Source organism: Roseibium sp. JB4-4 (assembly GCF_055693425.1).
In genome coordinates, this window is sequence record NZ_CM146333.1 from 2,346,718 (window position 1) to 2,360,090 (window position 13,373).

At 54.3% G+C, this 13,373-nt stretch carries 14 protein-coding genes; 1 reads left to right on the plus strand and 13 read right to left on the minus strand.

Annotated elements, in window-relative coordinates; all coding sequences use genetic code 11:
* Positions 1 to 13: 13 nt before the first annotated feature.
* From ACZ1HV_RS10800 to ACZ1HV_RS10810, 3 genes are all read right to left on the minus strand, one after another.
* Positions 14 to 844: a carbohydrate ABC transporter permease gene (locus ACZ1HV_RS10800; protein ID WP_472718072.1), complete on the minus strand. Its 831-nt coding sequence runs from the start codon at positions 842 to 844 to the stop codon at positions 14 to 16.
* Entirely contained in the window at positions 841 to 1,701 is an 861-nt protein-coding gene (locus ACZ1HV_RS10805; protein WP_472718073.1) for a carbohydrate ABC transporter permease, read from the minus strand. The genes ACZ1HV_RS10800 and ACZ1HV_RS10805 overlap by 4 nt, the downstream gene beginning before the upstream one ends.
* Before the next feature lie 81 nt (positions 1,702 to 1,782).
* Positions 1,783 to 3,057 (minus strand): ABC transporter substrate-binding protein, encoded by a 1,275-nt coding sequence (locus tag ACZ1HV_RS10810; RefSeq protein ID WP_472718074.1) that lies wholly within the window; start codon positions 3,055 to 3,057, stop codon positions 1,783 to 1,785.
* Between the two features lie 99 nt (positions 3,058 to 3,156).
* On the opposite strand from ACZ1HV_RS10810, the gene ACZ1HV_RS10815 reads away from it, so the two are divergent.
* Positions 3,157 to 4,053 carry a helix-turn-helix domain-containing protein gene (locus tag ACZ1HV_RS10815; protein WP_472718075.1) on the plus strand — a complete coding sequence of 299 codons (897 nt, stop codon included), beginning with the start codon at positions 3,157 to 3,159 and terminating at the stop codon, positions 4,051 to 4,053.
* A 112-nt stretch (positions 4,054 to 4,165) separates the two neighbouring features.
* Here the strand turns inward: ACZ1HV_RS10815 and ACZ1HV_RS10820 are convergent, their stop codons facing one another.
* From ACZ1HV_RS10820 to ACZ1HV_RS10865, 10 genes are all read right to left on the minus strand, one after another.
* Positions 4,166 to 4,690: an SDR family NAD(P)-dependent oxidoreductase gene (locus tag ACZ1HV_RS10820; protein ID WP_472718433.1), complete on the minus strand. Its 525-nt coding sequence runs from the start codon at positions 4,688 to 4,690 to the stop codon at positions 4,166 to 4,168.
* The gene (locus ACZ1HV_RS10825; protein ID WP_472718076.1) at positions 4,606 to 4,893 is read right to left on the minus strand and encodes an SDR family NAD(P)-dependent oxidoreductase; all 288 of its coding nucleotides are present in this window, start codon (positions 4,891 to 4,893) and stop codon (positions 4,606 to 4,608) included. The genes ACZ1HV_RS10820 and ACZ1HV_RS10825 overlap by 85 nt, the downstream gene beginning before the upstream one ends.
* Before the next feature lie 362 nt (positions 4,894 to 5,255).
* Entirely contained in the window at positions 5,256 to 6,563 is a 1,308-nt protein-coding gene (locus ACZ1HV_RS10830; RefSeq protein ID WP_472718077.1) for a TRAP transporter large permease, read from the minus strand.
* The gene (locus tag ACZ1HV_RS10835; RefSeq protein WP_472718078.1) at positions 6,560 to 7,123 is read right to left on the minus strand and encodes a TRAP transporter small permease; all 564 of its coding nucleotides are present in this window, start codon (positions 7,121 to 7,123) and stop codon (positions 6,560 to 6,562) included. The genes ACZ1HV_RS10830 and ACZ1HV_RS10835 overlap by 4 nt, the downstream gene beginning before the upstream one ends.
* A 183-nt stretch (positions 7,124 to 7,306) precedes the next feature.
* Complete coding sequence (dctP, locus tag ACZ1HV_RS10840; RefSeq protein WP_472718079.1) at positions 7,307 to 8,323, minus strand: TRAP transporter substrate-binding protein DctP; 1,017 nt, start codon at positions 8,321 to 8,323, stop codon at positions 7,307 to 7,309.
* A 340-nt stretch (positions 8,324 to 8,663) separates the two neighbouring features.
* A complete protein-coding gene (locus ACZ1HV_RS10845) occupies positions 8,664 to 9,119 on the minus strand; it encodes an OsmC family protein (protein ID WP_472718080.1) in 456 nt (151 codons plus the stop codon).
* A 268-nt stretch (positions 9,120 to 9,387) separates the two neighbouring features.
* A complete protein-coding gene (locus ACZ1HV_RS10850) occupies positions 9,388 to 10,278 on the minus strand; it encodes an SMP-30/gluconolactonase/LRE family protein (RefSeq protein WP_472718081.1) in 891 nt (296 codons plus the stop codon).
* The gene (locus ACZ1HV_RS10855; RefSeq protein WP_472718082.1) at positions 10,275 to 10,484 is read right to left on the minus strand and encodes a tautomerase family protein; all 210 of its coding nucleotides are present in this window, start codon (positions 10,482 to 10,484) and stop codon (positions 10,275 to 10,277) included. The genes ACZ1HV_RS10850 and ACZ1HV_RS10855 overlap by 4 nt, the downstream gene beginning before the upstream one ends.
* Before the next feature lie 165 nt (positions 10,485 to 10,649).
* Positions 10,650 to 11,381 (minus strand): response regulator transcription factor, encoded by a 732-nt coding sequence (locus ACZ1HV_RS10860; RefSeq protein ID WP_472718083.1) that lies wholly within the window; start codon positions 11,379 to 11,381, stop codon positions 10,650 to 10,652.
* A 28-nt stretch (positions 11,382 to 11,409) separates the two neighbouring features.
* Positions 11,410 to 12,711: a GAF domain-containing sensor histidine kinase gene (locus tag ACZ1HV_RS10865; protein WP_472718084.1), complete on the minus strand. Its 1,302-nt coding sequence runs from the start codon at positions 12,709 to 12,711 to the stop codon at positions 11,410 to 11,412.
* Positions 12,712 to 13,373 lie beyond the last annotated feature (662 nt).

The following is a 13,373-nucleotide window of genomic DNA, read 5'->3' on the forward strand; positions in this document are numbered from 1 at the left end:
AATTCAGACGCAACTATTTAACGGCGCCTGCGGTGATGCCTGCCAGGAAGTAGCGTTGCAAAAAGACAAAGACGGCCAGCATGGGTGCCGTCAGCAGCACTGCGCCGACCATGATCGAGCCCCAGCTGACATCCGTGTTTCCGATCAACGAACCAAGAGCCACCGGTGCGGTCATCATGGCCGGGTCGTTGGTGATCAAAAGGGGCCAGAGATAGTTGTTCCAGCTATGCAGGAACAGAATTATCGAAAGCGCCGCGATCATCGGTCTTGCGAGCGGCAGCCCGATGTAGAGAAAGATCTGCCATTCCTTCACCCCCTCCACACGAGCGGCCTCGAAAAGGTCCTCGGGCAGCATGCTGAAAGCCTGCCGCATGAAAAGAACACCCAGGGAGTTGAATAGCGGTGGCAGGATCAGTGCAACCCAGGTGTTCGAAAGGCCGAAATCCCGCGCCACCATGATGAACTGCGGAATGACGACCACAAAGAACGGCAACGTCATGGTGCCCAGGATCAGCCCCAATATCACAATCTTGCCATGGAACCTGTAGCGCGCGATCGCCCAGCCGGCCATTGCAGTCAGTGCAACGGAGAGCACCGTGTAGATCAGTCCGACAACAATAGAATTGAACAGGGTGCGCAAGAATTTGGTATCGGTTTCAAGATCTCTAAGGTTTTCCAGGAAACGGGTTCCGGGCCACAGAAGAATTTCGTGGCTAAAGACAGCACTGTCCCCCATCGTTGAAAAGACAAACATCATGTAGACGGGCAAAAGCCAGATGATCGCCAAGGGCACGAGGAACGCGTGCAGCATCAGGCGGTTCACGAAACTGGAACGGTTGGTCATGTGCGCTCCCTTCCGAGCCACAGATTGAGCAGTGAGATCGCAACTGCGAGCGCTGCAATGGTGTAGGCGATGGCCGATGCGTAGCCGAAATTGAGATTCAGGAACCCTTGCCGATAGAGGAACAGGCCCAGTGTTTCAGTTGCCCCACCCGGTCCTCCCTGGTTGGTGATCAGATAGGGTTCGGCAAACAGCTGCATTGAGCCGATCACCGACAGAACCAGGCAGAACACGATGACCGGCCGGAGAAGCGGCAAGGTTATGTAGAGGAACTGCTGACGGGGCGAGACATTGTCCAGTCTGGCCGCCTCATAAACGTCTTCTGGAATTGACTGCAGCCCGGACAGGATGATGATGGCGTTGTAACCGACCCATCGCCACGTTACCGCGATGATGATGACAGCCATGGCTGCATCCGGATTTCCAAACCACTGGACGCCGGGCAATCCGACCGCTTCAATGCCTTTGTTGACGATCCCGAATTCCGAATTGAACATCAAACGGAACACGGCGGCATAAGCGGCTTCGCCGATCACGACAGGTGCGAAGAAGGCGAAACGGAGAAACCCTTTCGCCATAAGCAGTCTGGAATTGAGAAGCACAGCCAGAACTGTCGCGAGCGCGATCATCACTGGCACCTGAATGAGCAGTATCGTCAATGTGTTGCCGAGCGCATTGAAGAACGCGGGATCTTGAACGATTCGGCCCCAGGTCATGTCCGGGTTGAAGCTCCAGGGCAAGCGGCGCGTCGACATGAACGAAAGATAGAACGAATAGATAATCGGCCAGAGCCAGAAAGCGGCAAAAATCGCCAGGTAAGGCAGCAGAAATCCATAGGCGGTCGTTGTTCGAAGACGCATTCTTACACCGGGACAGTCAGGTTGAATTTTCGCAGGCGTGCGCGGCGGAAGGACTTGCCGCCCACGCCTGCACCGATCGCGCTATTCGGCTATCGGCAATCCGGTTGAAAAACTGATCTGCTGTGCCGCATCATCAAGCGCTTCCTTCGCCGTTCGGAATTCTCCGTTCAGATAAGCAATCTGTGTTGCCTGCATGACCTGGTCGGCATCGCCGAAGAACGGGGTACCGACGGCCGGCACAATCCGGTCGAGCGAAGACAATACGTCCTGCCAGATCTTCTGACCGCCCCAGAACTCCCTGGTCTCGCCAACATAGGGATCATCCAAGGCACTCAAGAGAGACGGAACCAGCCCGAATTCGCGGAGCATGGTCACTTGCCCCTCGTTTGTGCCAAGGGCATAGCTCACGAACTCGTATGCCGCTTCCTTGCTGTTGCTGGAATCTGCAATGGCAAGCAGTGACCCGCCGACATTGGCGGCGCGGGGGCCTCCCTCGGTGACGCTCGGCATGAAATACATCCCCCACAATCCCGACTGGTCTTCGGGAACATTTGTTCGCAAGGACCCTTCGAACCAAGCGCCATTCATCTGTGTGGCAACGGCATTGGCGGCTGCATTCTGGAGACGTTCGCCAAAATCACCGGCAGTCAACAGCCCTTCGTCCGACACTGTCTTGAGTACCTCAAGCGCGGCAACGCACCCGGGTTTGTTGATCGTTATGGTTTCGCCATCACTGGAGAAGTAACCACATCCCTGTTCGTTGGCGATCATTCGAAACCACTCGGCACCGCCATTCAGGTTGTCGTTTGTCATGACGACGCCTTCGTTGGCGGCCTGTATCTTCTTGCCGGCATCGACGAAATCGTCCCAGGTGCTGATCGTGTCGGGATCGACGCCCGCCTTGTCGTACATGTCCCGACGATAGAACATCATAACGGGCCCCGTGTCCCAGGGCATTCCATGGATTTTGTCGCCCGATTTCAGGGCTGCCATCTTGAATTCGGGAAACTTCTCGCGATCCTCATTGCCGAAACCAAGCTCGGCAAGATCGGTGGCACAATTCGGAAACTGAGCGGTGATCAGTTCCATTTCAATGTTCTGGAACTGGAACACGTCAGGTAGCCCTGTCCCTCCGGCTGCGCAGGCCGCCAGAACACGGCTTTTCACCTGGGCATATCCCAACTGCTCGATGTTCACCGTGATATCAGGGTGAACGGCATTGAAACCTTCGAGCGTCGATTCCAGGCTGCTTGCTGCGACCCCCCATGCCCAGACGGATATATCTGTGGGCTCACCTTTTGCAATGCCCACCGTGGATACAAAAATCGCAGTTGCGGCAATCAATCGGTTTTTCATTTTTGAAGCTCCTCCCATTGGCGCTCGAACTTGTGTTAACCTCATTCTTCCAAGATACGCGCACATGGGAGGGCCGTCTTGGACATAGGGAAGACAAACTTGTCCGTCAGTAAGATAGACGCCAAAAATCTTTGGGATCCCAAGCGAAGTCTCGTGGAGAAGCTGCCACACGAGATCGTCCTTGGGAGGGGATCGCCAAAGATCATGGCAACACCGCACTGGCACGCTCAGATCGAAATCAACTTTGTCTCGCAAGGCGAGGTTTCGTATGAGATGTGCGATGTTGAATGGACGATTCCATGTGGCTGCATTGCCCTCTTCTGGGGTGGTCTTCCTCACCGATTGACCGACTGCACCGTTGACAGTCAGATGGAGGCCATCCACCTCCCGCTGGTTCACTTTTTCCGCCTCCGGCTTCCTGACCAGATAACCGAAGTTCTCATGCAAGGTTCGGCCCTGATTACCTCAAACGCCCTGGCAGAAGATATTCACGTCTTCAAGCGCTGGTGTTCCTACCTTCGCTCCGACGACGACAGGAAGAAGTTTATTGCAGCAGAAGAACTCCTTTTGCGGTTGGAGCGCATTCCCCTGGACAGTTTCAATCTTATCGAAATGGGTCAGCGTATGGGATCTCAGACCGAAGAAAACGGGTCTATGGGGTTCGAAAAACTCGGACAGATGCTGGAGTTCATTACACGGAATTTCCGAGAGGATATCGATCCGGCAACGATTGCAGAATACATCAACCTGCATCCCAAGTACGCCATGAGCGTTTTCAAGAAATCCACCGGCATGACGTTGAACAACTACGTCAAACTGCTGCGGCTTTCCTATGCACAATCCTTGCTGCTGGGAGAAGGGGACAACATCCTGGACATCGCGATGGAGAGCGGCTTCGGATCGCTTTCCCACTTCAACAAGTGTTTCCGGAGTCATGTCGGAATGAGCCCAAGCGATTTCAAAAAACAATCATCGCTTCGTCGGGTTCAGCAATAAACGCAGCACCGGTCAAGCTGCTGAACCATCCATTGGCTAAGTCTACAGTTGCCCTTTTCCGTTTTGGAATCGAGGGAAGTTTAGGTCACACTCTCTTAAATCAGGCCGCGTTCTAAATCGCGCCCAGCCTTGCGGACATGCCCTGATCGGCGACAATTTCCGCGTCTCTTAGCAAAAAGGTGGTTAGTTTCCCGACATCAACCACCGAATTGACCTCACCCATGGCATGCCAGCTACGGAATTTTGCCTCGCGGCCAGGTTCTCCAGCAACCTTGGACACCGCCTCTGTCATTGTCAGCCCCGGCGCGAGCGCATTGACGCCTATTTTCCGTGGGCCGAGGCTCCAGGCCAGCGCGCGTGTCATGGCAACAATCGCACCCTTGGTCCCCGCATAAGCTTCATAGCCCTGATCGGACGCCCTTGCGTGATTGGAGGCAATGTTGACGATCGCCCCTCCTCCGGCCTTCGCAATGTGAGACGCGACAACCTGCGCCGCAATGAGAACCGGCCGCTGGTTTACATTCCAAAGGAGGTCCATCTCCTCCACAGTCATCATTTCAATCGGTTTCTGGATCGTGATACCGGCATTGTTGACCAGACCGCTGACGGGCCCGGATTCCTCGCACAGAGAGGAGATGGCCCCGGCAAGGCGCTCTGCATCCGAAACATCAACTCCCGGATTTCTGCGCCTTCGGCCTCTATCCATCGGGCTCTGGCAGGAACGATCTCGAATGCGACAACTCTCGCACCGGCCGCAACACATTGCCGGACGATGCCGAACCCGATACCTGCGCCACCGCCGGTCACGATGACGGTGCGTCCGGAAAGCGTTTTGCTCATTTCACTGCTCCCGCCGTAACACCCGACACGATCCTGCGCTGGAATATGAGAAACAGTCCCAACAACGGTGCGGAGCCGAGCTCCGCGGTAGGGAACAAAATGTCCTGTTGCACATTCAGATTTTCCAAGAACCGATAACACTTACCATGACCGCGTACATTTCTGCAGAAGTCAGCAACAGCAAAAGATAGGTGAAATCGTTCCAGGCCATGAGCGTGACGAAGAGCGACAGCGTGGTTGTCGTCTGGCCGAGCAGAGAAACGCCGCGTCAAACGAGACCTGTAACTGATGCAACCCATAGAACTGAACGGATCCATCCAAGTTGGTTGGCCAACTGGAATGGAAACGTGCACGATGCCTTGTTACTTGGCAAATGCGAACTCCGGCAGGAACGTCGCGATCGCAGGTATGAACAGGATCAGGATCAAAGTGAGAACCTCCACTTGAAGGAACCACCAGATCCCACCGAAGATTTCCCTCAGCGAAAATGATGGCACGACACCTTTCAGCACGAACGCGTTCAAACCGACAGGAGGTGTGATCAGACCAATCTCCAGCGTTTTGACGATCACGATTGCGAGCCAGATGGGATGGGCACCAAGTGCAACTAACGGCGGCACGAAGATCGGCACAGTCAGAAACATCACCGAGACCGGGTCGACCATACAGCCCAGCACCAGCAGCAGAAGCACGTAAATACAGACGATCCCCATCATCGGCACGTCAAGGCCAATAATGTACGCCGAAATAGCCCCTGATGCTCCACTGACCGCAAGGTACGAGGAGAAGATCAAAGCGCCGACAAGGATGATGAAGATCACGGACGTCGTCTGTGCCGTGTCGAGAAAAACTTCCCGGAGGACGGAGAAAGACAGCCGTTTGCGTAACAAGGCGATCAGAAAAGCCCCTACGGCACCGATGGCCCCTGCTTCGGTCGGTGTAATGATCCCTGCGTAGATACCGCCAATCACAACACTCCCAAGGGTCAAAAAGCTCCAGACACCCTTCAGCGAATTCATCCGTTGTTGTAACGTGGCTTTTGGAAGTGCGGGTGCCATTTCAGGGTTGCGGCTCACGCGGATGTAAATCATCACAAGATAGGCGAAGGCCGTCAGCAAGCCGGGGATTATCCCGGCAATCAGTAATTTCGGAATGGATTCCCGTGCGATGATTCCATAAACAATGAGGTTGATGCTGGGTGGGATCATTCCTGCGAGCGTGCCAACAGTTGCAACACACCCCGCTGCCAGCTTCCGATTCACATTGAGGCGCAGCATTTCCGGTATCGCCACCCGCCCGAACACTGCGGTCGACGACGTAGTGGACCCCGAACAGGCGGCAAAAGCCACCGCGGCCACCGTGGTTGCAAAGACCACACTGCCTTTTAGATGCCCAAGCCAGGCGCGCGCGGCGCTGTATATGTCCTGCGTGATACCAGCTTTGGCCGCCACATGGCCCATAAGAAGGAACAGAGGCACCGCGCTCAGTGCGTACCCCGACCCGATGTCGAACAACCGGCTTCCGATTGTGTCGAGCGTGATCATGGTGCCGCGAATGAAGGCAAATCCCATGGCACCGGACAAAAGCAGAGCAATCCCTACCGGAACACGGAATACCATCAAAACGGCCACCATACCGATAACGAATGGTAACTGAAGGGACTCTATCATTTTACTTTCTCATCTTTGACGGGCGCTTGAAGTGCAGTTTCACCTACTGCGGCTTCCTCGAGCAGCACGTCGTGCGCGATCAGGTTGATCAACTGGATCAGAAATCGCAGTGAAAACAGCCCTAGGCCAACCGGTATTCCGGCACGGGCCCACCAGGTTTTGACTTCAATAATGCCCAGGACCGTGTCGCCCATGGCATAGGCATTCCAGGCCGATACTGCACTCGTCCACGTCAACGCCGCGAAGAACAGGCAAGCAACGAGCAGATAGATGACCTGGACAACCTTTTGCGCACTGCGGGGGATATGGTCATAGAGGATACCGACGGTGATATGCGCGTCCCGACGTTGGGAAAACCCCAGCCCCAGGTAGATCAGGTAGACAAACATCAAGCTGACATACTCATAGGAACCTGGCACGCTAACTTTGAACAGCGACCTCGCCAGAACCTCGAGTACGGTTATTGTCATCATCGTCGCGACGGCCATGGCGGACACATAGCAAGCAATTTCCTCCAGCTTGCTTTGTAGCCATATGCCGCTGCAGGCTAGACTCGCCATCGACACGTCCCTCCCTTAAAAAATAGAATACCAATCAGTCACACATTGCGTGTGCCGAGCTTACAGTCTGCCGAATGTTTCTGTAGTGTCTTGATATTGTTGCGCCGCCCACAACCCGTGCAGTTGTCTTGAGCGGCGCATTTGATGATTAGAAGAAAGCCCGGGCCCTGATCGGTCTAGATGTTAGCCGCCGTGCTTTTTCAGGATCACCATAAAGTTGTCTAGAACAGCCTGGCCCGGAAGGCCTTCAGCTTCGCGTGCATCGGCCCAGCTCTGCCAAGTAGAGTCGCGCACCGCATCCATCTTGGCCTGTTCGGCAGGCTTCAGATTCACGACTTCGGTCATCTCCATCAATGCTGCATGGGCTTCTACTTCAGCTTCTTCCAGAAGGTTACGGGCCTGAGCAACCGTTTCATTGCCAACCTGCTCCATCACAGCCTGAACATCAGCCGGAAGCGCGTTCCAAGTGTCAAGATTGATGGAGACTGGCATTGGGAAGTAGAACCAATCCACGTCATCCCAGTAACTAAAGATTTCTCCGAACCCGAAAGCATATGCATCGGCTGGCGAACCAATGATTGCGGCCGTCACAACTTTGCGTTCAGCTGCCGCCGGCAGTTCACCCCACGGGATGCCATAGACGGTGATGTCCAGCTGTTTCAGAATTTCAGCGGCACCTCCATGCGCACGGACCTTGGCCGCTTTCAAATCTTCGATTGTGCGGATCGGATCGTGCGAAAGCAGCTGGATGGAACCCCATTGGCCCGGAAACAAATACTTTTGGTTCATCGCAGTGAATTCTGCTTCAACCGCCGGCGTCTTGAAGAGCTCATGACCGGCCTGAGCGTGGGCCATTGGGTTGTCTGTCATGAACGGAAGCGATGTTACATTCGCCAGCGGGAAGATGCCCGGGTTATAGACTGGAGAGAACTCGCCCATATCGAACGCACCAACCTTGATGTTTTCCGGCTGGCCAGAAAGCTTGCCAAGAGGACCGCCGAAAATTCGGTTGAACTTCACTTGGCCATCGGTGCGTTTTTCCACTTCGTCCATAAACCAACGGGTTGCGAGGTTTGACGGGCCTTGCCCGGTAAACGCATGATATGTGAGGTTGATTTCCTCTGCCATTGAGGGTGCCGGGATGGTCAGCGTAGAGGTTGCAACCAGCGCACTCGCGCATAGCGTTTTGATGAATTTCATGTCAGTTTTTCTCCCATTGTTACTCTTCGGTCGCCACGACCAAGGGCAGGCGCCCGTAAAGGCAATCCAGCGACCCTTGACAGTCTCCTCCTCGTCGATTGTCGCTTGACTGGTCTGGCCGCTGAGTAATTGGTAACCTTTGACCGCAATACACGGGTATGGGGGATCACGCCCTGAATTTGCGGAAACCCGCACCGTTGGGGAGCACATCCGCAGACGCACACTAGGAATGCAATCAAACACTAGCGAGCGGTGTCAAGCAGCGTCACTCGATCGCACCGCCGATGATAGGTCTGAGCTCCTGGAAGGATGCTCTGAAAGGCTGTCGCTGGAATAGTTTTCACTTTCTCGTCCAGCTCTCCCTGATTGTACAGCCAGCACGACGAAATAGGACCGAAACCGGACACTTTTCGCCTGTGATCCGCTGCAGCTCAGCGATTTCCTCGTCGCTCGCGTCGGTATCTAGGATCACTTTAAGCTCGATAACTGGAAATGGAGATCCAATTTCCGCCTTTCCGAATACGCCGCGCGTATCGAAGTGTCCGCAAACTTCCAAATCCATGCCCCGCAGTTCAATCCTCAGCAGCCCTGCTACATAGTTTGCGATCACATTTGTGCAGCCCAGAAAGGAAGACAGCATGGTTTCCAGCGGTGTCGCGAAAAGATCAGTACCGCCGCGCTCTGGAGGCTCGTCGGTTGTGACAACTTTCCCGCGTGCGACCATTTCGGTCCGGGCATGAGTCACCGCATGACCTTTCACATCAATCTTGAACAGGTCTGGCATGACATGCGCCATTGGGGTCTCCTATTTCTCGTACTTCTGCGGTGCTTTAGCCATCCTGACGCAGAATAAGGTCAAGTGGTGCTCTTCTGAGCGTGATCGCCAAGGCACTGGAGTTGTTAAGACTTCTTCCAGCAACAGAGTTTCGGAATGCAAATTAGGGAGGACACATTCCGCAACATCTGTTGCTGGATGTCAGACAATTGTCCGACCTGAGGGTTGCTGTTGATCGTTTTCTGACCGCCAAGCGGAGCGCATGCGTTTGTCGCTCAACCGAAGCCGCTTAAAACAGCGGTAGCCCCGGAGTTTTGACTTTTATGCGATACAGTGAAGTGGACGACGTAAAATAGAGGTCTGTCAGATCGACTCCGCCCCAGGCGAAGTTTGCCGTGAACTCCTCCATTCGGATGACGCCGAGTGTTGCGCCATTCGGTGCAATCACATGAACCCCACCGGGACCGGTGCAATAGACATTGCCCTTGCTGTCGATCTTCATTCCGTCCGGATGACCTTCGCCCTCACCGACATTGACCTCAACCCAAACGTCACCGCCTGTAGCCGAACCATCTTCGGCAATGACAAATGTACGGATATGTTTACGGTCGGTGTCGTTTACGTAAAGCGTGTTCTGATCGAGCGAGAAGCAAAGTCCATTGGGCTGGGCGAAATCATCGGCCAACTGGGTGATGGTCTTTCCGTCGGGTGTCACGCAATAAACGCCCTGCCTGCCCATTTCGGCGTCTCGCTTGACACCGAAAAAGTCCATGCGACCGTAGGTCGGATCGGTGAAATAGATCAGCCCATCTTTGCGCACCACGATATCATTCGGGCTGTTCAACTCCTTGCCGTCAAAGTGAGTTGCCAGCGTCGTGATGGTCCCGTTGATTTCGGTTCGCGTTACCGAACTGGTGGCATGCTGGCAGGTCAGAATGCGACCTTCACTGTCGTAGGTGTTGCCATTTCCCATATTGCTTGGCTTGCGGAATGATTTCACTTTGCCGTCCCCGCTCAAGCGAAACATCTCGTTGCCAGGTATGTCGGAGAACGTCAGATGCTTCTCTACCGGATGCCATATTGGGCCCTCGGTAAACAGAAAACCCGTCGCAACTTTCTCGAGTGTCGCGCCAGGATCGACTATGTCGTTCATCCAGTCATTGCGTATCTCGATACTCACGAACCGGCCCTCAGTTCCCTGACGCGCTGTCCGCCCGCAAACCAATCTGTCTCATCAACCTCGTCAAAGGTTACCCAGACGTTCTCTTTCGGAATTCCCGCCGCCTCGGAGATCGAGTCCGTTACAGCCGACTGCACTTTGGCTTTGATCGCTTCTCGGTCGTGTTCAATCACTTGTTTCACGATCCGGATATTCACAAACGGCATCGGTGTCCTCCGTTGGGCTCGCAGCCGTTCAATCGCGGTCTGCCTTGGTGTAGCTGAGATAAGCTTAGGGTGTTGGAAGACGTGAGTATCTGTCGGCACACGCAACAATTGAGCGGAGACACACAAGAGAATTGCGGGTTCCCGCAAGATATTAAGATTAATTGGCTAAATTTGGTGACGGCCCATCCAAACGCGCAGGTTTTCTTCTTCTTTACGCAAGGCATCTGTATTCAAAATGCCTTGCGTAAAGGCAAGGGAAATAGCCCTCGTTCGAGAGTTGAAAGTTGGGCCCCAATCTCCGGTTGGAGCATCACTCTTGTCCAGGCCAAGTTTCTGATAGAGATGCTGAAGTCGGCTTTGGGCCCCACGCAAAGACACATTGCGGCGTGCGGCCATCGCTTTGTCCGTCAGGCCAAGGCAGAGGTCCACCAGCGCTTCGTATTCAAGTTCACTTAGCCCCAAAAGCCGGTCGCTCGCTCTCTGTTGCACCCCGCGCACTTCGCGGTCGATAACGCATTGCTCAGCGACAAAAACCCCCTGCAAGGCCAGTTGCAACTGCTCCGCCGGGGCGGATTTCAGCACATAGCCATAAACGGCAGCACCGGGCACAATCTTCGTAATGCCGCGAATGTAAGCCTCTTCGGTGTAGTTCGACCAGAACAGAATCTTGGTGCTGGGTTTCTTGGCCCAAATATTCTTCGCTACTTCGACACCGGTCATACGTGGCATCTGCAGATCCAGCACAACTGAGTCAAATTCACCCGCGTTAAACTCAGCAATTGCCTCGGCACCATCCTCAGCCATGGCCAATACATCCAGGTTCGACAAGGTGTTCCGCGCCACCTTCTCGACAAAAGCAAGGTGCAGTTTGTCATCTTCGACTATCAAGAGACGCATAGTCGTTCCTGCAAATTGAAATGTAAGATCATAGCACCGGCCCCTCGCGGTCCGTTTTGCCAGCAGCCGAGGGCACCGTGATTTGAACTCGTGTACCTGTCGGGTTCAGCAATCGCTCAAACTGCACATTTGCCGAAATCAGATTAGCTCGCGTTAGAATATTGCTAATTCCTCTCTCGGACGCCAAATCCGGCTCGGAAATTCCGGTACCGCTGTCCTCAATCGCAACAACCATCTTGGCGCCGACCCGTGCAATGTACACATCGATTGAATCACACTCTGCATGGTTCAATGCGTTGTTTACAGCCTCCTGCACGATCCGAAACATGGCCGTCCGAACAGTATCCTGTAGGGTGTCCATTTCGCCGTCGGACCGGTCATGCACATGCATCGCGATCTGACGGCATATCTGTTTTTGGCAACGCTGCAAATGTGCTTCGACAGCTTCGCTGAACCCAAAAAGCTGCAAAACGCCCGGTTTCATATTTTCGACGATGCCGCGTATCTCATCAAGGCAATTGTCGAGTTCCTCTTGCAGGGCATTGATCTCTTTCTGCGCGGCAATGGACCCTCCATCGATCCGAGACATGCGACGGCGAATGCGTGTCAGATCGGCCAGCGTTTGGTCGTGCAAGTCCATGCCAAGACGTTGGCGCTCACGTTCCATACCTTCAGTGAGCCGCAGCGCGCCCAATCGCAGAGCTTGCTCCCGCCCTGTCGCTTCCAGTTCGGATAGGGCGGAATCTTTGGCCTCCTTGGCGCGCTCCAGCGCGAACAGGAAAGCCGCAACCAGATCCGCGGCTCCCTGCGCTAGAACCACAAGTTCTTCGTTGTAAAAATTCCTCTTGTGGCTTGAGATCGCAAGCGATCCAATTAGTTTCCCTTGAACCCGAAGCGGCACAACGATTCGACTGTGCAGATTGGCATCAAACAGGGGTTTGCTGTCAGACCCTTCGAAATGGAAACGCGAGTCAGTCCAGGCATCATCGGTGAGAATATAGGGGGTGTTTCCGCGCAAAACATCCCGGATCGGGCTTTCTTCCGTCGGCTTCGCAGGGTCTTGCGTGTCGCCCCACGCCGTGCGGATCTGCGCTTCGTAGCACATCTGTGTGCCCGATGAGTGCAGCAACACAATGTCGAGATGGTCATGCGTGATCAGCGCTTGCAGCCGACTGGCGAAATTCTGCAATACCAGTTCGTACTCGGTTTGCCCGGCGATAGCTTGTGCAATCGACAGAAAACAATCCAGAGCTTCCCCAGCATTCGGCATAAGTGCAGATACTCCCTTCTCGGGTGCTGCTATTTGTGCATAGAAGGTGTTCTGTTTCAAACTGTCCTCTTGCCGAATTATTAGAGATCTGACCCTCAGAGAGAATGGGCCGAGGGGCATTCAATTTCGCGTACGATCCCAAAACTCAAAGGGACGCGCCACGCAATGTGCCGCCCAGTCATGGCTAAAACTGGCGTGTTCTGAGTGTCTCTCGTTCTTTTACTTTTTCGACAGCCCTACACTGGGTTATGCGACGTCAGAGAAGTCTGTAACTGCCAAGCGCGCAGTATTTTTGCGGGAACCCGCAAAATCAGAGTGAAATCCTTGCTGACGAAATGCTTCTGGATGCAAAGCGGTCCGCATTTGCCTGCAACCAGAATGCTTTGGCTTTCGGCTTCGTGCTCGCGGCCACTGCAATGCGTTTGGCTTAATGGTAGTAAAATCTAAGACCTGATCCATTTCTTGTTCAAGTCCAATAGTTTGCGAAAAGAGACAAGCAACATGAAGCACAATTCGCTTTGGCGAGTGCAACGGCGGTAGCGGTCCGCCGCTACCATCATCAAACCCGTCACTATCGATGTCTACGTTCTGTGATCGAAAAGAACGCAAAGCGGTCTCACACGCTGCCGCCAAAGCGACATCAGGTTCGCATTGAGCGAGGTTTCGGTCGCAAAGAAGCCGTGCATGGCGTTGGACGTGAGCTGGACGCCACCATCCAGAAC